Below are 21,611 nucleotides of genomic sequence, written 5' to 3' on the forward strand. Positions count from 1 at the left end.
TTTTAACGCGTCATTTCTTCCCGTTTCATATGGCGGCACAACCGTTCTAAATCACCGGCATATACCGAGACGAGCATGCCTTGATATTCGGTATCCCGATCCCAATGCAGTCCGTTCGCTTTCGCGACCCGTTGCGATGGGACGTTATCCGGATGAATCAAGGAAATGATCTCTTTCTCACCTTCTTCGAACGCATGACGCATGAGACGAGCCGCTGCCTCGCGTCCGTAGCCCATATGCCAATGCTTCGGCGCCAACCAATATCCGACTTCAAGTTCAATCGTGCCGTCGAGTTCATGGAGCAACGTGCCGGCATGACCGATTGGCTCGTCATTTTCATGCGACATCAATTTGAGCAACCCGGTTTGACGACCCGTCTGATAGCGGGCCAACTGGCGCTCGAACCATTCGATCGTCTGTTCATCCGTATATGGCTTTCCATCCGGGCTAATGAAACGCATCACGCGCGGATCTTGGAGTAGCGATTTCACGAAATAAAAATCAGCAATCGTGTAAGGTTCGAGTCGTAGACGCTCGGATTGCAGTTTGATATGACTCATCGTCCCCGCCCCTTTCGTTCACAGTCTGAACTATTTAATTCCCGTTTTTATTCGAAGCTAATCCTGATCACGCGACAACTTTTAATCCGATGACACTCCCGATAATAAGCAATAAGAAGAAGATACGCCACCGGTCCCGCGATTCGTTCAAATACAGCATGCCGAGCACGACGCCGCCGGCCGCCCCAATCCCGACCCAAATCGAATATGCCAGCCCGAGCGGGAGCGTCTCGAGAGAGCGCGACAACAAATAAAAACTTAAGGCAAACGTTCCGACGGACAAGATCGACCATTTAACAATCTGATAGCCTTTCGATTTTCCCATCCAAAAGACCGCCATCATCTCGGCAAGACCCGCGCCAATCAAAAATACCCAACTCATGCCGATTCTCCTCCTGTCACTTGTTTCAGTCCAATCACACCGATGAGGAGCGTCGCGATAAAGACGAGCTTCATGCCGGTCAGCGCCTCATCGAACAAGACTGCACCGACGATGACCGTTCCGACGGCCCCGATGCCGGTGAACACTGCATAACCGGTCCCGGCCGGTAACGTCCGGAACGACATCGCCAACAATCCAAAGCTCACAACTAATAAGAGAACGGTCACGGTGCTCGGACCGAGCACCGTGAAGCCGTTCGACAGTTTCATCGTCGTGGCCCAGACGATTTCAAGCAGGCCGGCGAGAATAAGCCAAACCCAGGCCATTTGATCTTGTTTCATGTCCATCCGACTCCTTTCTTATAGATTGTGAATGCGGCCTGTTGCCGCTTGACGCGATTCGTCTCGAGCGTGAAGAGTGAGATGAGCGCGCCGTCGAGAAAACAATAGTAGGCATCGTAAACGTCCTCGAGCGACTGTTCGGGTAACGCCCCTTGCTCCATCGCCAATCGAAACTGTTCTTTCTCAAACGCTTGCAAGTCCGTCTCGACCGACCCGAGCGTCGTCTCGATGAACAATCGCAATTCAGGAGGCGGGACGAGCAACATCCGCTTCGTCAGCATCCATGTCTCCTCTTCTTCAAAGAAGCGAATCAACGTCTCGACGATGGCCTCGATCCGTTCGAGCGGTGCCGCGCCCTCAGTGGCGTCCCGCGCTTCTCGCCAGACGCGATCGTAACGATCTGCCATGTCCTCGACGACTTGTTTGAACAATTGCTCTTTTCCTTCGATATGTGCGTATAGCGACGCTTTCTTAATGCCAACATCCTCGGCGAGTGCCGCTAATGATAGTCCTTCATACCCTTCAAGCGCAAAGCGCCGCCGTGCCGCCAGCTCGATTCGTTGTTTCGTATTCATCCGTCATCGACCCCTTTCTTCATTATCACCTTACCTAACGAACGGTAGGTAGTCAAGTGTCGCGATTGCATTTCTCGTCCACACCCGGCAAACTAAAACCAGTTGACTGCGAAAGGAGCGCTTTATATGCTCGACCAATTCAGCTTCACCTTACCGACCGAGGCCATACGTGGCCGGAAGCGGATTGTCCGTGTCTATCGTCCCGACTTCGTGTCGGCTGACGAACGAATCCCGGTCCTCTATATGCACGACGGTCAAAACGTGTTCGACGGCAAGACCGCCACGATCGGCGAAGGTTGGTCAATCGACCGCCACATCGAGGACTTGCAATTGCCGCTCATGGTCGTCGCCATCGCGAGTGCCCCGGACTGGCTCGACCGCTACGATGAGTATTCGTTTTATGAGGATGAGATGCTATATCGCCGAATCGGGCCGGAACTCGCCAAGACACGGCCCACGCTCGGCGGGAGAGGTCGGGCTTACGCCGACTGGCTCATGAAAGAGTTGAAGCCGTGGATTGATGAACGCTACGCGACCGACCCGGACGACGTCGGCGTGATGGGCAGCTCGATGGGCGGGGTCATCTCGCTCTATATGATGACGGCCTATCCGTCCATCCGGCGCGTCGGCTCGCTCTCGACAGCCGCTTGGGCCAATCTCGACTCCCTCATTCGGGATGTGAAGCAGGCCGATGTGACGGCGCGTCTCTATATGGACATCGGGACGAACGAGACGAGCGGACCGATCACGCCCGAGGATTACCTCTATACGAACGCGAAACTCGTCGAGACGGTCGCGCGAACAGGGATCGCCTTCCGCTATGAAGTCGAGCCCGGTGCCGTCCATAATGAAATCGCGTGGCGGCGTCGGCTACCGAACGCCCTCGCCTTCCTCTATGAATTGACATAAAAAAGAGACGAATTCCACGAAGGGATTCGTCTCTTGCTTGATTAAATGACCCAGTTTCCGTCACGCATGATGGCTTCGCGTGAACCGTCTTCGAGTTCGCCGTCGATGTTCATCTCGGCCGAGCCGATCATGAAGTCGACGTGTGTCATCGAGTCGTTCGCACCGTTCTCGGCGAGCTCTTCAGCTGACATTTGCGGTCCGCCTTCGAGACATGTCGAGTAGGCGCGTCCGAGCGCCAAGTGGCATGATGCGTTCTCGTCGAACAACGTGTTATAGAAAAGGAGACCCGAGTTCGAGATTGGTGAGTCGTCCGGCACGAGCGCAACTTCTCCGATACGACGCGCCCCTTCATCGAGGTTCAACAACTCATCGAGTGCCTGTTGGCCTTGTTTCGCTTCCGCTTTCACGACTTTCCCGCCTTCGAACCAGAGCGTGAATCCATCGATCAAGTTGCCGCTATAGCTGAGCGGTTTCGTGCTCGAGACGTGTCCTTCGACCGAATCTTTATCGGCGAGCGTAAACACTTCTTCGGTCGGCATGTTGGCGATGAAATCGACACCGTCGATGTTCGGACCGCCGCCGCCAAGGAAGACGTGCTTCTTCGGCAAGCCGATCGTCAATTCCGTGCCCGGTGCTTTGTAATGGAGCTTCGTGTACTTCTTGTTCGTGAGTAACGTCGCGCGTTCACGGAGCGATGCGTCATGCGTATCCCACGCCGCGACGACATCCGGTTGGTCCATGCGCGTCGCTTCGAAAATCGCTTTCCAAAGGGCTGGTACGGCGTCTTCACGGTCTGGGAAGACTTTCTTCGCCCATGCTTCCGAAGCGCCAGCAACGATTGACCAGCTGACATTGTCGCTCATGACATATTTGCGCCATTTCGCGAGCGCCACGCCGGCAGCACGGTTCGAGTCCGCGATGCGTGACGACTCAACGCCGTTCAGTGCGTCCGGGTCGTCGCTGACGATTGATAGGAACGCCGTCTTCTCTTCGGCCAATTGCTCAAAGCGGGCCTTGAGCCATTCCGGGTATTCTTTGAAAGCATCCGCCGGGGCGTTGAAGTAACGGACTTTCGTCGTCTCTTCGTCGCTCCAGTTGACATATACTTGTTTCGCGCCAGCTGCGTAAGCTGCTTTCACGATTTGACGGACGAGCGGTGCTTGGCTAATATCAGCTCGGACTTCGAGCTGTTGGCCCGGCTGAATGTTGACGCCTTTTTTGACGGCAAGCTCAGCGTAGCGGGCAAATTCTGCCTCAGTCGGCATGGTTACAGTAGACATATGTACAGTTCCTCCTTTTTCACTTATTTCTATTTTCTTAAATTTTCGGAAAAGTTGCAACCAAATCGCAAAAACGGGCATATTAGTAGATGAAGACAGAAGGAGGAATATACATGTCAGATTGGAAAACAACGTACACACACTTTTTAACGAGCGCGACCGAGGACTATACCGACAATGAAACATTAGGTGACCTATTGGTCCAAGGCGAACTCGCTCTCGCTAAAGTGACGGTCGACGTCGCTTCGAACGAGATTAGCAATATCGAGCGAGAAGAAGAACTGACGCTCTACTTCCAAATGAAACAGTTACTCAACATGTTGCGTGCCGTCTATAATCACCAGTTCGAGATGCAGCCGGACAAACAACATGCCCTCGTTGCGGCCGTCTTATACTTCGTATCCCCATTCGATGCGATTCCGGACGACGCCCCACTCGGCTTATTCGATGACGCTCAAGTCATCGATTACGTTCATGAACAGCTCGCAAGTGATATCGACCGCTTCCATAATGAATTGTAATCAATCGTCCCTTGAAATTCCGACATCGTCGGAGTACGCTTGAATGAGTTTATGTCAAAGGGGGGCGTATGGCACCTAGCCATGATCTATGTACGCAAAAACTAGAAAACGGATCGCCGTCGAAACGACCTTGTTCCTCATCGCCGGAACGATTTTACAATCCATTTTTGTCGGACTACTGCTCAAACCAAATGAAATCGGGACGGGGGGCATCGTCGGGATCACGTTGATCGTCAATGAATTGTTCAACACGCCAATCGGGTTCACGCAACTCGTCTTGAACATCCCACTCTTCATCGTCGGAATTAAATATCTCGGAAAACGGTTTATCCTTATGACCGGGCTTGTCGTCGTCTTGTCATCCATCTTGATTGACACGCTACCCGTGCTCATCCCACCGACCCCGCTCGATGACCCGCTCGTCGCCTCGGTGTTCAGCGGAATCGTCTCTGGGCTCGGACTCGCCTTGCTGTTATTCGCAGGCGCTTCGACCGGAGGACTCGACATTCTCGGGAAAGTCATTTATACGAACAACCGGAACTTATCACTCCCGAAAATCTTTTTGACACAAGATCTCATCGTCTATATCCTCGTGTTCATCACGTTCGACATTAAAGCGGTCATGTATGCGCTCGTCCTCAGTTTCGTCCGGTCGCGGACGTTGTTGACGATTCACCGGTTCTTCTCGGCGCAAAAGCAGTGTTTCATCATCTGTAAGAAAGCCGATGAAATCAACCTCGTCATCAAGCAGAACTTGAAACGCGGCGTCACGATTATGGACGCGACCGGCGGTTACTCGAACGACTCGAAGAAGATGTTGTATGTCGTCGTCCAGAATAACGAGATTCCAAAACTGCGTCAAATCGTCTCCGAGATTGATTCAGAAGCGTTCATCACCGTCTCTGAAATCGATTCGGTCGTCGGTAACTTCAAAGAACATTCGTATACACTTTAATCGACAGCAACTTGCTGTCGATTTTTTTGTGTAACAAACGCATGAACAATCCGATAATAATGGTGAGCCTCTTAGACATATACAGAAGGAGGTGCATGAGTTGACCAACCACTCGTTGCGCCAAACAGTCCCCGCTTTGCTCGTCGGGACCTTTTTTCTCGGACTTTTATTGATTCTGTTCACCCCTTACGCCTTGAGGGAGACAAGTTTGTTCGTCTATTTCACGGCGGTCACTCTCATCGCGACCGTCTTTAGCGCGACGGCCGTGTTTCAAAATCAAGGGATGCGACGCTACATACATTTACTGATTAGCGCCGGCAATGTCTGCTTCATCGCTTATTTGGTCGGACACCATTTTGGCGCATCGACAGCAATCAACCATATGCCGTTCATTCAGAACTTTTTTTATTTGATTATGTCGCTGATTGTCATCACGCAATCGATTGAAATTCGGACATTGAAACTGCGAACATTCGACATTTTCGCCTTGTTCAGCTTCGTGTTGATCGGGGCGTTGCATCTGTTCATTTATTCGAACGACGGTGGGCGTTATGCGGCTCACTTGAACGGGTTTGAAGAACAGATGGTGTTGATTAGTCTCTACATGATGCTCGGCTTCCTGTACTTGAATCGCATCACCTCGGTCGGCCAAACGTTCCGTGTGCTCTTGTTGATCGGCATTCTCGGCTTCACGACCGCCTCGATTTTGAACCAATTGCTCATCTTCAACGGCATCGGCCATGAGTTGGTGCACCTGCTTCAAGTGAGTAGCATCTTTATCATTTCAATCAGCTACGTGTTCGATGAATCGAGAGAAGATGCCCTCGTCTATGACTCCGTGTTCGACTACGTCGTCTATAGCGCAATCGTCATGCTGTTCATGCTCGCCTCGGATCGTTTGCTCGGCACATCTGTGCTCGACTCGATGACGGCGAACGCCGTCTTGTTGCTGCTCATCCGTCAGTTCGTCGTCGCCAAACAAAACGCATTGATCAGTCACCGTTTACATACCGTCAATACCGACCTCGAAGTCGCGGTGACGACGAAGGCGCATGAACTCGAGGTTCGCGAACAACAGTATCGCTCGCTATTCGCCTATCATGCCGAACCGATTTTCTTGTTCGACCTCCATGGCGAAGTGTTGTCTGTGAACGAGGCCGGCAGCTCGGTGCTTGGTCATGATACGGAAACGTTGATTGGCTCCAACATTTTAGACATTATCGAACAAAAAGACCGGTCCGCCTATGCGACCGTGTTGCACGATTTAACGAACGGTCGCCCCCGGACGCTCGACGTCGATGTCGTCACCGAAGACGGGGCGAAACGGGTGTGGCAGTTGATGAATATTCCAATGATTATCGACGGCGAAGTCGAAGGCATCTATGCGATCGTCAAGGACATCACGCAAATGATCGTCCAACAAGAACAGATTTATTATCAAGCGAACCATGACAGTCTAACCGGGCTTCATAACCGCTACGCCCTGCAAGAACAGATTGAACGGCTGATCGCGGAAGGACGTCCGTTCTCGCTCATGTTCTCCGACCTCGACGGTTTTAAAGAAATTAACGACCAGTTCGGCCATCATATGGGTGACGAGTTGTTGCAACATATCGGTAAACGTCTGCGGGGCGCCTTGTTGCCGAACGAGTATGCGGGCCGGCTCGGTGGTGACGAATTCATCGTTGTCGCCGAGCATGACGACGATGAGATGCTCGTCGAACGGTTACGGCGCTCCGTCTATCGTCCGCCGTACTTCATGGGCGGGACGCTCGTCGAGATTCACGCGTCCATCGGTATCGTCCGCTATCCTGAACACGGTTCGACGCTCAAGCATTTGCTGTCGAACGCCGACCTTGCCATGTATAAGGCGAAGGACAAAGGACGCAACGAGACCGTTTTTTTCGCTCCTGAATTACGGGCCCACAAAGAAGAGCGCAAACTGTTGATGGAAGGGCTTGATACCGCCCTCGAGAAAGGCGAGATCTCACTTTATCTTCAGCCTCAAGTTGACGCTTCGACGAAAGCCATCATCGGGGCCGAGGCGCTCATGCGTTGGCAACGAGATGGCGTCTTCATCCCGCCAAGCCAGTTCATCCCGATTGCCGAAGAGACGGGGCATATCCATGATCTCGGCCGCTGGATGATTCATGAAACATTCCAATTGATGTACGCATTCGAGCAAGGCGATATCGATTTACCAAAACTATCGGTCAACCTATCCGTCCGCCAACTGTTCGATGAGCACTTAATCGAATATTTGACGACGTTATTCGAACGGTTCCCGATTGAACCTGGCCGACTTAACTTCGAGTTGACCGAGACGGTCGCGGCCCATCAATCCGACCGCGTGTTGACACGGATTCTCGAGTTGAAGGCGCTTGGCATCAAACTGTCGATCGACGATTTCGGTACCGGCTACAGCTCGCTCGCCTACCTCGTCCGCTATCCAATCGATGAGCTGAAAATCCCGCGCGAGTTCACGATGCAACTCGAAGAAAACCGGGAGTATCAGACCGTCACCGCGACCATCGTCGCGATGGCCCGGCAACTAGGGATGGCACTCGTCGCTGAAGGTGTCGAGACCGAGTATCAAGAGAATTTCTTACGGAAAATCGGCTGTGATTCGATGCAAGGCTATCGCTATGCGAAACCGATGCCACTCGATGAGTTTGTTATTTACTATATGAAGAAGACGATGTAACGAACATGCCCCGAATCGGTATCCGGTTCGGGGCATTTGCTCATTTCATCTCATAAATCTTCACTTCGCCCGGCTTCAAATCGACCCACAGGTCCCAATTCTCATCGAACGAATGCTCGGCGTACGGCCATGACGTCGGTGAGTACACCATCTCGGCGAAACGGCTCGCGTTCCAGTTGCGGCGTCGCACCCCGTCGAGCGGGACTTTCCCTTGCAACGGTTGGTGCATATCCGTATTGGCCACGACGAGAAGCGTCTCGTTCGTATCCGGACGCAACCAAGCGAGGCCGATGAACGGGGCATCCATATGTGCCATGGCGAGCGGTTCGAAATGACTCGGGTTGACGAGGACGTCCAACCAACGACGACGCACCTCGGCCACTTGATGCATCAGTTCGATCATCTCGTCTCGCTCCGGATGATCCCAATGGAACTGGTACGCATCGAAGAAAGCAAGCTTTCCAAAGTACGGATCGGTCGGGAAGAGTTGATACGCTTCTTCCGGTCGGCAGTCGAGCCCGGTGTTCATCGGCTGTGTCTCATACAGTTCGAGTCCAGAGTTCGTCATCGGGATGCCGTTCGGTACGAAGCCGTTCAAGACGGCGAGCAAGCGACTCGCCTGCCGTCCCCCATCTCGTGTCGCGATACGGCGCGTGTCTGCCGTTTCTCCGGCCGCAAACACCGGTAACGGTAAGAAGCGCGAGTCATATACGAACTGGTGCGTCTCATGTGTATCAAAGCGTGGCTCTTTATAGAACCCGTACCCGATAATCATGTTATAGCCCGCTTCTTTCGCCGCCCACGCACCGATTTCAATCAATTCTTCAGCGATGAAGCTGAAGTTGGCGTCGAGTTCACGCGGTTGCTGTAGAATCCGTTGCGCCAAATCGACCGGCAAGGCGTGCCCCATGTCGATGCGAGCTCCATCAATCCCATATTCACGCTGATAGTGCGGAATGATGTCGGCGAGCATCGCCCAGAGCGGCTCGTTGATTTGATCGCCTCGGAATTGATTCGATTTGATCGAGTCGAACAAGATATAAGGTGCCAAGTTCGCTTCGCTCACGTAAGGTGCTGCCGCTGTCGGGTGGTCCAAGAACAGACGGAAATACGTCACATCTGACCATGGTGGCTGCGGATCATTGATGCAATCGGAGAAGGCTGGAGCGGTCGTCAAGCCGAACTCGCGCTCGATGACGGCAAGCAAGTTCTCTTCTGGATGCTCGAGCAAGTACGCTCTCACCGTCTCCCACTTGTCCGCATCGACGAGATTCGGTGCCATCGAGAAGCGACGTAAGTGCGCCCAGACGTCTTCTGACCCATAAATCATAGGTAAGAAAGCATGCTCTGGTTTCACGTTCTCACCAATTCCTGGTACGTGCGGCGGATGATAGTAATCGAGTTCGGTCACCGGAATCCAATAAAACCATTCCGGATTTTCGAGAATGAGTCGGTTGTCACGAGCACATGTACGCGGGATGACATCGATGACGACACGAATCCCCACCATGTGACATGCTTCGACGAACGCCGCGAACTCTTCTTCGACCGTCAAGCCGTCTCCGGTCAACGTCTCTTTCAGTTCCTCATCGATTCCAAAAAAGTCTTGCACGGCATAAGGAGAACCAAATTCGCCTTTTTTGTTTTTATGACTGTGTTGCGAGATTGGCAATAAGAACAACGTGTCGATTCCCATGTAAAGGAGATGCGGAATCAACGCGAGCGTTTTGACGAACGTCCCTGTGTCTTTCATGCCGATCGAGTTCTCCATTTCGACATAGCCTGATCCATCATGATCCCATGATGTCGACGTCCGGACTTGCATCGAGTAGACCGATGCCCGCTTGATCCAATCGCCGCCAGTTTGCAAATATCCGTCCGCTTGGGCGACCGATTGATGGTAACCCCGTCCGTCGACCGCATGGGGAAGAATCGCTTTTTCAATCGTCTCGATCAAGAAATCATATGGATTGACCCGTTCGACCCCATCACGTACAGGCTCTGAAGCGAATTGCAGCCGGTTCCATAACGTCGGAATCTCATAATGGACGTTCGTTCGTTTTTCTTTCAAGACTTGGTGCAACTTGATTAACGATGAGTTCTCTGGCATGTGTATTCTCCTTATGAATAAAATCGTTCCTCTATCATTGTAAACGATATCAAGAAACGCATTACTATATTTTTATACCTTTACCCGAAATTTTCCTTTTCCAAAAAAATATTTTGCGACAAAATCGGTAAATAATGTACGATTGTATGGAAGGAGGGATGACCATGTCCCAACGAAAATGGCTGACCGTACTCATTTCGTTATCCGTCTTATCCATCCTCGTTCTCGCTAGTTTCGCCTTTCAACTTCGAGACACGAGACATCAACTCGAGTCGATTCATAGTCAACGCCTCGATTCCTATGATGCCATCGAAGAGATCATGTATTTTAACATTGAACGAGCCAACGCCATTCGCGGGTTGCTCGCCTACGAAGACCGGCGTTTTTTAGAATCGTATTACAGTATGTCCCAGCAAGCTGAAGAGTTGAAGACGTCGATCACGAACGACCCGCACACACCGAGCTCGCTGATTGATTTGCTTTACCGTGACGGAATATGGGAGCAAGGCGCCGCCGAAGTGCTTGTCTTTTATGAGCGCGGCGATCTCGAGGCCGCGACCGAGCTAGCCGAGACGATGACCGATCAGCGCCAAACGATCCTCGAAGATTTGCGCGCATTGAAGAAACTACAGTATGAAGACATCCGCAAACAACTCGTCGCGACCGAGAATCAAATCGATGTGTTGATTCAAGCCCTCACGTCGATTGCCACCTTGCTCATCGCCGCACTGCTCGTTTTGCTGTTTCTCCTCTTCAAAACACGAAAAAAAGACCGTCTCCAATGAGACGATCCCTCGACCTCAATTTCCATTGTGAGGTCTTTTTATTTGGAATGAATGAGACGTGCGGCGTTCCCGATGGCGAGCAAGGCAACCCCGACGTCAGCAAACACGGCTTCCCACATCGAGGCTAGTCCGAAGAGACCGAGCAAGAGGAAGAGCGCCTTCATACCGAACGCGAACGTGATGTTTTGCCAAACAATCCGCCGTGTCCGCTTACTCAATTCAATCGCTGCCACGACGTCTCGCGGAGCGTCGTTCATCAGCACGAGGTCGGCTGCCGTGACCGCTGCATCACTCCCGACGCCGCCCATCACGAGTCCGACATCGGCTCGTGCGAGCGCCGCCGCATCGTTCAATCCGTCACCGACAAAAGCGACCTTGCCAGTTGCCGCCAACCGTTCGACTTCTGCGACTTTTTGATGCGGAAGCAATTCGCTTCTCACTTCATCGATTCCAATTGCCGAACCGACGGCGGCTGCGACTTCTTGCCGGTCCCCGGACAACATGACCGTCTGATAACCATAGCGCTTCAAAGCTTGAATCGTTTCTTGCGCATCTGGCTTCACTTGGTCTCTCAACTCGATTCGGCCGAGCCAACGGTCATTTTTGACGATATGGACGATCGTCCCCGATGTCTCCGCCGGGGTTGGATAACCCAATTTTTGAACATAGCGGGCGCTGCCGACGTAAATGCGGTTTTCACCGTCGATCGCCATCAACCCGTATCCCGGTTCTTCTTGAATCATCGAGAACGGTGCGACTGGACCCGCATGCTCGACGATTGCTTTTGCGAGCGGATGCGTGGAGGCCATCTCAACACGGGCGGCAAGCTGAAGCAACTCGTCTGTCGTCAGCTCCCCGTTTGTCACGACATCGGTCACTTCAAAGCGGCCGGTCGTGAGCGTACCGGTCTTATCGAATACGACCGTATCGACTTCGGCGAGCACATCTAAATATTCGCCGCCTTTCACTAGGATGCCCCGCCGTGAACCTGCTCCAATCCCACCGAAATAGCCGAGTGGAATCGAGATCACCAAGGCGCATGGACAACTGATGACGAGGAAAATCAAGGCCCGGTATACCCATTCCTCGAGATTTCCGACAAACAGTGGTGGAACAAATGCGACGACCGCCGCGAGCACGACGACGACCGGCGTGTATACTTTCGCCAACCGTGTGATCATCTGTTCCGTTCTCGCCTTGTTCATGCTCGCTTGTTCGACGAGGGCAATCATTTTTTGCAGGCTCGATTCAGTCGCCGGGCGTTCGACTCGTATTTCGAGCCGCCCGTCAAGGTTGACCATTCCCGCAAGGACGTCTTCCTCGGGACCGATTGGGCGTGGTAACGACTCACCTGTCAGCGACGCCGTATCCAATGAGCTCGAGCCTCGCAGCACACGACCGTCCATCGGGATCTGTTCGCCTGCTCGAACGATGATGATGCTACCGGTTGCGACCTCTTCAGGACGTTTTTCTACTTCTCGTCCATCTTCGAACACGCGCGCAATCGTCGGTTTCATGTTCAACAGCGATTGAATCGACCGTCGCGAGGCGTGGACGGGCCGCGCTTGGAAGTATTCACCGAGCTGGTAGAACAGCATGACGGCGACCGCTTCCGGATACTCCGCAATCGCAATCGCACCGATCGTCGCAATCGACATTAAAAATTTTTCATCAAACCATTCCCGATGCCATACGTTGCGAATTGCGGCATAGACGACGTCATAGCCTGCGACCACATAGGCAATCGCGTACACAAAGAGCAAATCGGTGTACAGACCGACGAGCAGCAGGGCGAACGCGACGCCAAACCGCCACAATAAGCGACCCGACATCGGCACTTCCGCCTCGTCTTTGACAAAATGTGCACCCGGTTCAATTCGCCCCATCGTCGCTTCGATGGCGCGGAGCGTCTTCGTGTGATCCTTCGCATCATCCCATTCGATAATCATTCGACTTGTCGCAAAATCGATTTGACAAGCGGCGACACCGTCCTCTCCCGTCACGCTTTTCTCGATTTTGGCGGCACAGTTCGTACATGTGATCCCTTCGACAGGTAATACATCCCGTTTCATAATTATCTCGCCCCTTTACATTCAAATGTTCATTTGAATATATCGTAACGCTGTTCCATCACAATTACAACCGAAAAAAGAGCCGACTGGAATCCCAGCTGGCTCTTTGTCACGCATCAATTTGTTCGGCACTGTGGGCCATCGCGATCTCGACGAGTAGCCGGACGTGATCATCGTCGAGTGAGTAGTAGACTACTTTTCCTTCTTTTCGATATTTGACAAGCCCTTGCTCGAGCAACGTCCGTAAATGATGCGACGCCGTCGCGTTTGAATGTCCGATCACGGCCGCCACGTCACAGACGCACAGTTCCCGTTCTAACGTCAGGACGTACAACACTTTAAGCCGGGTCGGATCGGCGAACGCCTTGAACAATCGGCTGACTCGAACCACATCTAGGTCTGTCAGTGCCCGTTGTAACACCGTCACATCTTCACTTTGAATGGCGATTGTTTCACACTGGGGTGCTTTCATCCGTCTCACCTCGTTTTCTGTACTCTCATTCTAACAAAATCCGATTTATAAATCTGTTATATATTATTGTTGACTTATACACCACTGTTATAATACAATCAAAACAACATAACAGCTACGTTACTTAAATAAAGGGGGCAGTTACAATGAATGAATGGGCAAGCCGACTTGAATCTTCCGTCGAATTTTATCGGAAGTTACCGGACAAGACGTGTCAAGAATGCGGGAAACAGATGGATGAGCAGTGCGAGTCTTACGAGAACACGTGCCCATCCTGTGCTGAAAAACTGCAACTTAGCGAATAAAGCAAATCCCTCGGAACAAGTTTCCGAGGGATTTTTCATGGCAGATGATAACCGAGATAGGCCGCCAGCAGACCAAGTACATAGGTCGCAAGCAAATACATCCCGAAACGAAGCCAGTCTTTGGCGACGAACCGCATCACTTCGAGCTTGAACGTCGAGAACGTCGTGAACGAACCGAGAAAGCCGACACCGAGTCCGAGCATGAGCGTTTGGTGAACACTCGCCCCGTATAAATACCCAAGTCCAAACGAACCAGTCACATTGACGATGAGCGTCGCCCACGGGAACGCCGATGTCGTCCGGGTTTTGACGAACTGACCGACCCCGAATCGCGCCATCGCCCCGAAGAACGCGCCGATCATGATGACGAGAAGCGTCATCGTACTCCCCCCTCTCGCATGACAGCCCGATCGAACCGTCGCCGCCCAAACCAAAATCCGAGCCATGAACTGAACAGCCCAAGTCCGAGACTGAGCGTCACATAAAGCAGAGCTGAACCGAATGCGTCAGCCTCTAGCAATTCAATCGTCTCCACACTGAATGTCGAGAACGTCGTAAACGAGCCGATGAACCCTGTCCCGACCGCGGTGACGACACTCGGGGAGAGTCGTCCGGACCGAAACAAGAAGTGTGTCAGCCAACCGAGCGCGAAACTGCCTGATAAATTGATGAGCAGCGTCCCGAGCGGAAACATACCGACCCAAAACGTCTCGATGCCCGTGCCGATCCCATAACGTGCCAAGGCACCTAGCGCTCCTGCCAAACCGACGTATACATATAGCATCGCCAGGCCTCCCTTCAAAAAAACACCTGCCGCGCGCACGTCGCGAGACAGGTGTTGAGTCTGTAACCATTATACCAAGCGATGCGTGATCACGAAATAGCTGCTGGTGCGAACACGGCCGAGATGGCCTCGAACGCCTCATCGAGCTCCTCTTTCGTGATGACGAGTGGTGGTGCCAATCGAATCACCGTCTCATGTGTCTCTTTGCAGAGTAGGCCACGTTCTTTAAGCGCCTCACAGTATGGACGGGCTGCTTCCGTCAATTCGATCCCGATGAACAGACCGCGACCGCGCACATCTTTAATGAGCGGATTGTCGATTGATTTCAAACGGTCCATGAAATATGTCCCGAGTTCGAGAGAACGTTGTGGCAACTGCTCTTCTTCTAACACTTCGAGTGACGCGATCGACACGGCCGCCGCGAGCGGATTCCCTCCGAACGTCGAACCGTGTGAGCCTGGATTGAATACACTCAAGACGTTTTCATTGGCCGCCACACACGATACCGGGAACACGCCGCCCCCGAGCGCTTTTCCGAGAATATACATATCTGGCTCCACATCTTCCCATTCGATGGCGAACCATTTGCCTGAGCGACCGAGCCCTGACTGAATCTCATCGGCCACAAATAACACGTTATGCTGTTGGCACAACTCGCTGGCACGTTTCAAGTAACCAGCCGGTGGGATGATGATGCCGGCTTCGCCTTGAATCGGTTCGACGATGAACGCCGCCGTATTTTCAGTGATGGCCGCCTCGAACGCATCGATGTCACCGTACGGCACGACTTTAAACCCTGGCAATAGCGGTCCGAATCCACGTTGGTATTCCGCTTCTGTCGACATCGACACCGCCGCCATCGTCCGGCCGTGGAAGTTGCCCGAGCAGACGATGATTTCCGCTTGACCTGGGATTTGTTTCACTTCATACGCCCAGCGCCGCGACGCTTTGACAGCCGTTTCGACCGCTTCCGCACCTGTATTCATCGGCAACACCATCTCTTTGTTTGTAAGCGCTGCCACTTTTTTGTAGAAACGACCGAGTTGATCATTGTAAAACGCACGTGACGTCAGCGTGATTTTATCGGCTTGGTCCTTAAGCGCTTGAATGATTTTCGGATGACAATGACCTTGGTTGACGGCCGAATAGGCACTCAACATATCCATGTAGCGGTTCCCCTCTGGATCTGTCACCCAGATCCCCTTCGCTTCCGAGATGACGATTGGAAGTGGATGATAATTGTGCGCCCCGAATTTCTCTGTCAATTCAATCACTTCTTGTGTCTTTGACATTTGATTTCCCCCTTATCAAAAAACTAACTTACTCCTTCAGTATATGATGACCGTCTTTCTTTTGACAACGACCAACTTGCCCATTCCTCGGTTTGGCAAAATAAGGTACACTGAACGTAGAATACGATTCATTTGATGTAGATTGGAGGAAACAATGTGGCTTCATTGCGTGATTTGCCGATTGACGAGTTTATCGATGCTTTATCTGTCCCATGCTGTTACATCAATCTCGATGGCAACGTCCTGCTGTGGAACGAATATGCGGAAACGCTGTTCGGATGGGGACGAGACGAGGTGCTTCACCATCCGCTCCCTGTTGTCCAACACTTACAGGATGCGCTTGAATCCTGGTCACCGATGCTCCTTCAATATCCGTTCTCGACGACGGCGATGACGCCGTTCAAACATAAAAACGGATCAGTCGTCTATGCGACTGCTTATTTACAATCTTTTTTCATCAACGACTATACCGGGTACTTCCTTGCGTTCCTGCCGAAAGGGTTTGGGCCGCTCATCAGCACGGAACAGTTCAATCTGCTTCACCACTTTCAAGCGATGATTGAACAATCGACGTATTATTTGGCAACAAACGCTTACGGCGAGATTACAGAAATCAATCCGTTGCTATGCGGATTAATCGGCGCACCCGATCATCAATTCATCGGTCGTAACTGGTTCGAGCTCATCCATCCGTCATTTGAGAATCATCCGCTTGCCGAGGACGTGCTTCAAGCACTTACGACCGACCGCATCTGGAACGGTGAAATGCCCGTCCGTTCCGAGCGGCATGTCCGCAACATGTGTTGGCTCAATTTGACGGTCGTCCCGATTTTGAGTGATGAAGGCGAAATCGTACAGTATACCGCCTTCGGCTTTGACGTCTCAGATAAAAAGCGACTCGAGCAAGAGGTCAATTATCTCGCGTACCATAACGACTTGACCGGACTCTTGAACAAGAAAGGATGGCTCCGTCAGTACAGCCACGTGTTGACGGATGTCGATCAAGGAGATGGCTTGGTTCACGTCGCCTTGTTCGATATCGATCGCTTCAAAATCATCAATGAATCGTTCGGTTCACGCGTCGGCAACGAATTGCTCCTTCAAATCAAGGACCGGGCTGCGCAGTTCTTGCCTGAGACGAGCGTCATGTTCCATCCGTCGGGTGGCTTGTTCGGGTTGATTTTCTTTGAACAGTCGAAAGAAGAAGTATTCCAGTTGCTGCGCCAACTGCAACATGAATTGCAGCGTCCGTTCCGGATTTATCATCACTCCATCATGGTATCGATTTCCATCGGGTGCGTCTTCTATCCGTCCGCCACGTCTTCATTAGAAGAACTGTACACGCGCGCCGAGAGCGCCCTGTTCAAAGGCAAACGAATCGGTGTCGGGACAATCCAGTTCGTCACGAAAGATATGGACGATGCGTTCTCACGTCAAATCCATATCGAGAAAGCACTTTATCAAGCACTTGAAGAAAAACACTTCTATTTAGAATATCAACCAAAATATGAGTTAAAGACTGACACGCTCATCGGGTTCGAGGCGCTTCTCCGTTGGCATCATGATGAACTCGGACAAATCCCACCTTCAGAGTTCATCCCGCTCGCCGAGGAGATGGCACTCATCGTCCCAATCAACAACTGGGTCATTCTCGAGGCGGCCAAACAGTTGAAAGTCTGGCAGCAACTCGTCGACCGCCCGTTGTCGATGGCCGTCAACATTTCACCGAATCAATTCCGGAGCGACAGCTTCATCAATACGCTCCGTAATATCAAGCAACAGCTCAATTTGAACCCGTCTGACATCATCCTCGAGATTACCGAGAGTCTCGTCATGCAGCAGACGGACGAGATTATCGCCCGGATGGATCAAATCAAACGTCTCGATTATCGCCTATCCATCGACGACTTCGGGACCGGCTTCTCGTCACTGCAATACTTGAAGTCGTTCCCGGTCGACGAGCTAAAAATCGATAAAGTCTTCCTCGATGATTGGTTGACGTCGAAGTCACACTTACTCGATGTCATCGTCCACCTCGGCAAGAGCCTGAATCTGCACGTCGTGGCCGAGGGTGTCGAGGACCAAGAGATGCTCGACCACTTGAAACAAACCGCTTGCGACTCGTTCCAAGGGTTCTTGTACGCCAAGCCGCTCCCTCCAATTGAAGTCGTTCGCTTATTGACGGACAACAGTCAATGAAAAAAGTCATCGCGCGTCTCCCGACGTACGATGACTTTTTATTATAGGCTAATCGTCGCCGTCCATAGTCCATAGACACCGTACGTGGCTGCCAAGAGGATGACGACCGCAATCATGTATTGCAACCGGCTGAGGTACGGCCGGCCTTGTTCGCGTTCGGCCAACATGAAGACGAACACGCCCGGCGCGTACAAAATCATGGCGATGAGCATATACTCGACACCTGACGCATAAAGGAGCCAGGCCGCATAAACGGTCGCAATCCCGGACATGACGAGCATCGGGCGTGTTCCGGTCCGCCGTGCCTCTTTCCAACCGAACAAGGCCGAGAACAAATACGGCACGAGCGCCGCGATGCCGGCGATGCTCGATAGCACCAAGTACGTCTGTTCCGAGAAGAGAGCGATGATAGTGACGAGTTGCGTGAACGCTTGTGTGATGAACAAGGCACTCACCGGCGTCTCATTTCGATTGAGCCGATTGAACAGTTTCGGAAACACGCCGTCACGACTGGCGACGTACGAAATCTCCGTCGCGAGAATCGTCCACCCGAGCAGGGCACCCGAGAGCGAGACGAGTAGTCCGATGTTGATGATGGTCGCACCGACTGGTCCGACGACGACCTCGAGCACGTACGCCATCGACGGTTCCGAAAGTGCCGCGAGTTGTTCCTGGGTCATCACCCCGAACGATAAAATCGAGATCATCATATAAATAACAAGCGTTCCGACGAGTCCGATCACCGTCGCCCGACCGACGTCTCGTTTGTGGCGGGCACGTGATGATAGGACGACCGCCCCTTCAATCCCGACGAACGCCCAAAGCGTCACGAGCATCGTCGACTTCACTTGCGGGAACACCTGTGACCAACTGAATCCCGATTGACCCCAGAAGTCGATTTGGAACGTATCGATTCGAAACGCAAACAAGATGAGGACAATAAACAAAAAGATGGGTACAAGTTTTGCGATCGTCGTGACGATATTGAGTAGCGCCGCTTCTCTCATACCGCGCGAGATAATCCAAAACAGCCCCCAAATGACGACCGCGCTCATAAGTAAGCGGAACGTCCGGTGCTCGGCCGAAAAGATCGGAAAGAAGTAGCTGAGCGTGCTGAAGATTAACGTGATGTTCGCGACCGTCCCGATCCACGCCGACATCCAGTAGCCCCACCCGCTATTGAATCCGACAAACTTGCCGAATCCTTCTTTCGCATAGGCGTAAATCCCACCTTCAAGTTCAGGACGTGTATTGGCTAAAAATTGAAACACGAACGCGAGCATGACCATCCCGATACCGGTGATCGTCCATCCGATTAACACCGAACCGACTCCAGCACCTTGTGCCATCGCTCCCGGTAAATTAAATGCGCCTCCGCCAATCATCGTTCCAACGACCATGGCAGCAAGCCCAAAAAAGCCGATTCCGGCTGACTGTGACTTCATTTAAAACCCTCCACAAAAAGTTGACGTCTGACGAATAACTATACATCGATAATGTATAATCATTCGATGATTTCCTTATTCTACTGAAACTAATGGTGTTTAGATAGGTATTTTGCTAATGTTTATATTTTCGAATAATTTAAAAAATTTTATTGCGCATTCATCTTGTTTGTAGTTTAATTGCAATATATTCGAAACAATCAGAATTTTCGGGAGGTAACACAATGCGCAACAAAAAATGGTTAGCTTTATCGGGTGTCGCTTTGCTTGCGACAGCAGCATGTGGCGGCGGAGAAGAAACAACAGATTCGTCTGAAGGATCTTCATCAAGTGATGCGAAAAAGGAAATCACGCTCGTCTCGGCGACAGATTTACCACAGCTCGATCCGACGCTCACAACGGACTCGACGTCAATCATCGTGACGAACAACGTCTTCGAGGGACTGTATCGTCTGGATGAAAATAACCAACCGGTACCGGGAATTGCTGAAGACGTAGAAATTTCAGAAGATGGACTTACATACACCTTCAAATTGCGTGACGCGAACTGGTCAGACGGTTCACCGGTCACAGCTGAAGATTTCGTCTACTCATGGAAACGTGCCCTCAATCCTGAGACAGGTGCCGAGTACGCGTATATCCTTCAAGATTTGAAAAACGCCAATAAGATTCTCGCAGGCGAAGAAGAACTCGATACGCTTGGCGCGAAAGCGCTCGATGAGAAGACACTCGAAGTACAATTGGAGGCACCTGCCCCTTACTTCCTCGGGTTGACAGGATTCCCGACGTACATGCCGCAAAAGCAAGAGTTCGTCGAAGAACAAGGCGAGTCGTTTGCGACAGCTGTCGATAAGACACTTTACAACGGACCATACGTGTTAGATAGCTGGCAAGACAATGAAGGTTGGGTCTATAAAAAGAACCCTGAGTATTGGGACGCTGAAAACGTCAAGATGGATACGATCAACGTCAAGGTCGTTAAAGAAGTCGCGACGGGCGTCAACTTGTTCGAATCGGGCGAAGTCGATTACACGCTCTTGTCATCTGAATTCGTTCCACAATTCCAAGACTCGGATGAGTTCAAGACACGTGCCGACGCACGAATCAACTTCCTTCGTTTCAACCAGAAGAACGAATCACTTCAAAACGTCAACATTCGTGAGGCACTCGCAAAAGGCTTCGATAAGCAAGGCGTCACAGACGTCATCTTGACGGACGGTTCACAGCCGGCCAACTATATCGTCGCGAAAGACTTCACGTTCACAGAAGATGGAGCTGACTTCCGTGAGAAGTATCCAGACCTTCAAAGCTATAACGTCGACGAGGCGAAAGCTGCATGGGAGAAAGGTCTTGCCGAACTCGGTGTCGAGACAATCGAACTTGAGTTCCTCTCACGTGACGAAGAAGCGTTCAAGAAAGTCAACGAGTATATCAAAGGTGAGCTCGAGAAGAACCTTCCTGGCCTCACAATTAACATTAAGCAACAGCCGTTCAAAAACTTCCTTGAACTTGAAGGCGCTGGCGACTATGACGTCTCCGCTGCCGGTTGGGGCCCTGACTATCAAGATCCGATGACGTACCTCGACATGTGGGTCACAGACGGTCCGTTCAACCGCATGGCTTACTCGAACGACGAGTACGACAAGTTGATTCAAGGCGCGAAACAAGAAGCCGATCAAATGAAACGTTGGGAAGCGATGCAAGAAGCCGAACGCATCTTGCTCGAAGATGATTTCGCGATCGCACCGATTTACCAAAAAGGTGAAGCTTACCTTGAGCGTTCAAACATCGAAAACATGTACCGCCACCCGTTCGGAGCTGACGCTAGCTTCAAATGGTTGGACGTCAACTAACCCACAAACCCTGCCGCTTGCTTGCGGCAGGGTTTGTTTGTTGGGGCTATGCCGTTGTGACGCAAAA

At 51.8% G+C, this 21,611-nt stretch carries 20 protein-coding genes; 8 read left to right on the forward strand and 12 right to left on the reverse strand.

Translation table 11 applies throughout. The annotated features are described in order from the left end of the window. Positions 1-2: 2 nt before the first annotated feature. The 4 genes from KNP71_RS12115 to KNP71_RS12130 form a co-directional block, all read right to left on the reverse strand. A complete protein-coding gene (locus KNP71_RS12115; protein WP_029596076.1) occupies positions 3-560 on the reverse strand; it encodes a GNAT family N-acetyltransferase in 558 nt (185 codons plus the stop codon). A 67-nt stretch (positions 561-627) separates the two neighbouring features. Continuing rightward, a complete protein-coding gene (locus KNP71_RS12120; RefSeq protein ID WP_021065258.1) occupies positions 628-942 on the reverse strand; it encodes a DMT family transporter in 315 nt (104 codons plus the stop codon). After that, positions 939-1,268, reverse strand: coding sequence for a DMT family transporter (locus tag KNP71_RS12125; protein ID WP_214756710.1), 330 nt, complete (start codon positions 1,266-1,268; stop codon positions 939-941). Before KNP71_RS12125 ends, KNP71_RS12120 begins: the two co-directional genes overlap by 4 nt. Before the next feature lie 11 nt (positions 1,269-1,279). Continuing rightward, positions 1,280-1,858 (reverse strand): TetR/AcrR family transcriptional regulator, encoded by a 579-nt coding sequence (locus KNP71_RS12130; protein ID WP_021065256.1) that lies wholly within the window; start codon positions 1,856-1,858, stop codon positions 1,280-1,282. A gap of 126 nt (positions 1,859-1,984) precedes the next feature. On the opposite strand from KNP71_RS12130, the gene KNP71_RS12135 reads away from it, so the two are divergent. Continuing rightward, complete coding sequence (locus KNP71_RS12135) at positions 1,985-2,767, forward strand: alpha/beta hydrolase (RefSeq protein WP_029596078.1); 783 nt, start codon at positions 1,985-1,987, stop codon at positions 2,765-2,767. 41 nt (positions 2,768-2,808) lie between these two features. On the opposite strand, the gene KNP71_RS12140 is transcribed toward KNP71_RS12135, so the two are convergent. Next, the gene (locus KNP71_RS12140) at positions 2,809-4,047 is read right to left on the reverse strand and encodes an aminopeptidase (RefSeq protein WP_200860057.1); all 1,239 of its coding nucleotides are present in this window, start codon (positions 4,045-4,047) and stop codon (positions 2,809-2,811) included. A gap of 113 nt (positions 4,048-4,160) precedes the next feature. Between KNP71_RS12140 and KNP71_RS12145 the strand changes: the two genes are divergently transcribed. The 3 genes from KNP71_RS12145 (at position 4,161) to KNP71_RS12155 (ending at position 8,227) form a co-directional block, all read left to right on the forward strand. Then, complete coding sequence (locus KNP71_RS12145; protein ID WP_034781220.1) at positions 4,161-4,568, forward strand: YkvA family protein; 408 nt, start codon at positions 4,161-4,163, stop codon at positions 4,566-4,568. 88 nt (positions 4,569-4,656) lie between these two features. Further along, a complete protein-coding gene (locus KNP71_RS12150) occupies positions 4,657-5,523 on the forward strand; it encodes a YitT family protein (RefSeq protein ID WP_214756697.1) in 867 nt (288 codons plus the stop codon). 100 nt (positions 5,524-5,623) lie between these two features. Continuing rightward, positions 5,624-8,227: a putative bifunctional diguanylate cyclase/phosphodiesterase gene (locus tag KNP71_RS12155; RefSeq protein WP_251131498.1), complete on the forward strand. Its 2,604-nt coding sequence runs from the start codon at positions 5,624-5,626 to the stop codon at positions 8,225-8,227. 40 nt (positions 8,228-8,267) lie between these two features. Here the strand turns inward: KNP71_RS12155 and KNP71_RS12160 are convergent, their stop codons facing one another. After that, entirely contained in the window at positions 8,268-10,337 is a 2,070-nt protein-coding gene (locus KNP71_RS12160; RefSeq protein ID WP_251128747.1) for an alpha-amylase family protein, read from the reverse strand. Positions 10,338-10,501: 164 nt separating this feature from the next. Between KNP71_RS12160 and KNP71_RS12165 the strand changes: the two genes are divergently transcribed. Beyond that, positions 10,502-11,122 carry a hypothetical protein gene (locus tag KNP71_RS12165; RefSeq protein WP_251131499.1) on the forward strand — a complete coding sequence of 207 codons (621 nt, stop codon included), beginning with the start codon at positions 10,502-10,504 and terminating at the stop codon, positions 11,120-11,122. Positions 11,123-11,160: 38 nt separating this feature from the next. On the opposite strand, the gene KNP71_RS12170 is transcribed toward KNP71_RS12165, so the two are convergent. Together KNP71_RS12170 and KNP71_RS12175 are read right to left on the reverse strand one after the other, a co-directional pair. Continuing rightward, positions 11,161-13,194 (reverse strand): heavy metal translocating P-type ATPase, encoded by a 2,034-nt coding sequence (locus tag KNP71_RS12170; protein ID WP_251132805.1) that lies wholly within the window; start codon positions 13,192-13,194, stop codon positions 11,161-11,163. A 109-nt stretch (positions 13,195-13,303) separates the two neighbouring features. Continuing rightward, on the reverse strand, positions 13,304-13,666 hold the full coding sequence (locus tag KNP71_RS12175; protein ID WP_214830776.1) for an ArsR/SmtB family transcription factor: 363 nt from the start codon (positions 13,664-13,666) through the stop codon (positions 13,304-13,306). A gap of 146 nt (positions 13,667-13,812) precedes the next feature. Between KNP71_RS12175 and yhfH the strand changes: the two genes are divergently transcribed. Then, complete coding sequence (yhfH, locus tag KNP71_RS12180; protein WP_021065246.1) at positions 13,813-13,971, forward strand: protein YhfH; 159 nt, start codon at positions 13,813-13,815, stop codon at positions 13,969-13,971. 35 nt (positions 13,972-14,006) lie between these two features. Here yhfH and KNP71_RS12185 read toward each other — a convergent pair whose 3' ends face one another. From KNP71_RS12185 to KNP71_RS12195, 3 genes are all read right to left on the reverse strand, one after another. Further along, entirely contained in the window at positions 14,007-14,351 is a 345-nt protein-coding gene (locus KNP71_RS12185; protein WP_214799605.1) for a fluoride efflux transporter FluC, read from the reverse strand. Then, positions 14,348-14,755: a fluoride efflux transporter CrcB gene (crcB, locus tag KNP71_RS12190; RefSeq protein WP_214799607.1), complete on the reverse strand. Its 408-nt coding sequence runs from the start codon at positions 14,753-14,755 to the stop codon at positions 14,348-14,350. Before crcB ends, KNP71_RS12185 begins: the two co-directional genes overlap by 4 nt. An 89-nt stretch (positions 14,756-14,844) precedes the next feature. Next, positions 14,845-16,047, reverse strand: coding sequence for an ornithine--oxo-acid transaminase (locus KNP71_RS12195; RefSeq protein WP_029596085.1), 1,203 nt, complete (start codon positions 16,045-16,047; stop codon positions 14,845-14,847). A 156-nt stretch (positions 16,048-16,203) separates the two neighbouring features. On the opposite strand from KNP71_RS12195, the gene KNP71_RS12200 reads away from it, so the two are divergent. Next, entirely contained in the window at positions 16,204-18,246 is a 2,043-nt protein-coding gene (locus KNP71_RS12200) for an EAL domain-containing protein (RefSeq protein WP_214799609.1), read from the forward strand. A 41-nt stretch (positions 18,247-18,287) separates the two neighbouring features. Here KNP71_RS12200 and KNP71_RS12205 read toward each other — a convergent pair whose 3' ends face one another. Continuing rightward, entirely contained in the window at positions 18,288-19,691 is a 1,404-nt protein-coding gene (locus KNP71_RS12205; RefSeq protein ID WP_214799611.1) for a basic amino acid/polyamine antiporter, read from the reverse strand. A gap of 224 nt (positions 19,692-19,915) precedes the next feature. Here KNP71_RS12205 and KNP71_RS12210 point away from each other — a divergent pair, with 224 nt between their 5' ends. Continuing rightward, positions 19,916-21,544: a peptide ABC transporter substrate-binding protein gene (locus KNP71_RS12210; protein ID WP_214756700.1), complete on the forward strand. Its 1,629-nt coding sequence runs from the start codon at positions 19,916-19,918 to the stop codon at positions 21,542-21,544. The last annotated feature ends 67 nt before the right edge of the window (positions 21,545-21,611 follow it).

It is taken from the genome of Exiguobacterium sp. s56 (genome assembly GCF_018618255.1).
Lineage (GTDB): Bacteria > Bacillota > Bacilli > Exiguobacteriales > Exiguobacteriaceae > Exiguobacterium > Exiguobacterium chiriqhucha.

What these genes read in the sequence shown, in the direction of transcription:
- KNP71_RS12195 (WP_029596085.1), bottom strand. Translation starts at nt 16,047, where the DNA reads ATGTCAAAGACACAAGAAGTGATTGAATTGACAGAGAAATTCGGGGCG.
- KNP71_RS12135 (WP_029596078.1), top strand. Translation starts at nt 1,985, where the DNA reads ATGCTCGACCAATTCAGCTTCACCTTACCGACCGAGGCCATACGTGGC.
- KNP71_RS12130 (WP_021065256.1), bottom strand. Translation starts at nt 1,858, where the DNA reads ATGAATACGAAACAACGAATCGAGCTGGCGGCACGGCGGCGCTTTGCG.
- KNP71_RS12165 (WP_251131499.1), top strand. Translation starts at nt 10,502, where the DNA reads ATGTCCCAACGAAAATGGCTGACCGTACTCATTTCGTTATCCGTCTTA.
- crcB (WP_214799607.1), bottom strand. Translation starts at nt 14,755, where the DNA reads ATGCTATATGTATACGTCGGTTTGGCAGGAGCGCTAGGTGCCTTGGCA.
- KNP71_RS12205 (WP_214799611.1), bottom strand. Translation starts at nt 19,691, where the DNA reads ATGAAGTCACAGTCAGCCGGAATCGGCTTTTTTGGGCTTGCTGCCATG.
- KNP71_RS12175 (WP_214830776.1), bottom strand. Translation starts at nt 13,666, where the DNA reads ATGAAAGCACCCCAGTGTGAAACAATCGCCATTCAAAGTGAAGATGTG.
- KNP71_RS12140 (WP_200860057.1), bottom strand. Translation starts at nt 4,047, where the DNA reads ATGTCTACTGTAACCATGCCGACTGAGGCAGAATTTGCCCGCTACGCT.
- KNP71_RS12210 (WP_214756700.1), top strand. Translation starts at nt 19,916, where the DNA reads ATGCGCAACAAAAAATGGTTAGCTTTATCGGGTGTCGCTTTGCTTGCG.
- KNP71_RS12150 (WP_214756697.1), top strand. Translation starts at nt 4,657, where the DNA reads ATGTACGCAAAAACTAGAAAACGGATCGCCGTCGAAACGACCTTGTTC.
- KNP71_RS12120 (WP_021065258.1), bottom strand. Translation starts at nt 942, where the DNA reads ATGAGTTGGGTATTTTTGATTGGCGCGGGTCTTGCCGAGATGATGGCG.
- KNP71_RS12170 (WP_251132805.1), bottom strand. Translation starts at nt 13,194, where the DNA reads ATGAAACGGGATGTATTACCTGTCGAAGGGATCACATGTACGAACTGT.
- KNP71_RS12185 (WP_214799605.1), bottom strand. Translation starts at nt 14,351, where the DNA reads ATGACGCTTCTCGTCATCATGATCGGCGCGTTCTTCGGGGCGATGGCG.
- yhfH (WP_021065246.1), top strand. Translation starts at nt 13,813, where the DNA reads ATGAATGAATGGGCAAGCCGACTTGAATCTTCCGTCGAATTTTATCGG.
- KNP71_RS12115 (WP_029596076.1), bottom strand. Translation starts at nt 560, where the DNA reads ATGAGTCATATCAAACTGCAATCCGAGCGTCTACGACTCGAACCTTAC.
- KNP71_RS12145 (WP_034781220.1), top strand. Translation starts at nt 4,161, where the DNA reads ATGTCAGATTGGAAAACAACGTACACACACTTTTTAACGAGCGCGACC.
- KNP71_RS12125 (WP_214756710.1), bottom strand. Translation starts at nt 1,268, where the DNA reads ATGGCCTGGGTTTGGCTTATTCTCGCCGGCCTGCTTGAAATCGTCTGG.
- KNP71_RS12160 (WP_251128747.1), bottom strand. Translation starts at nt 10,337, where the DNA reads ATGCCAGAGAACTCATCGTTAATCAAGTTGCACCAAGTCTTGAAAGAA.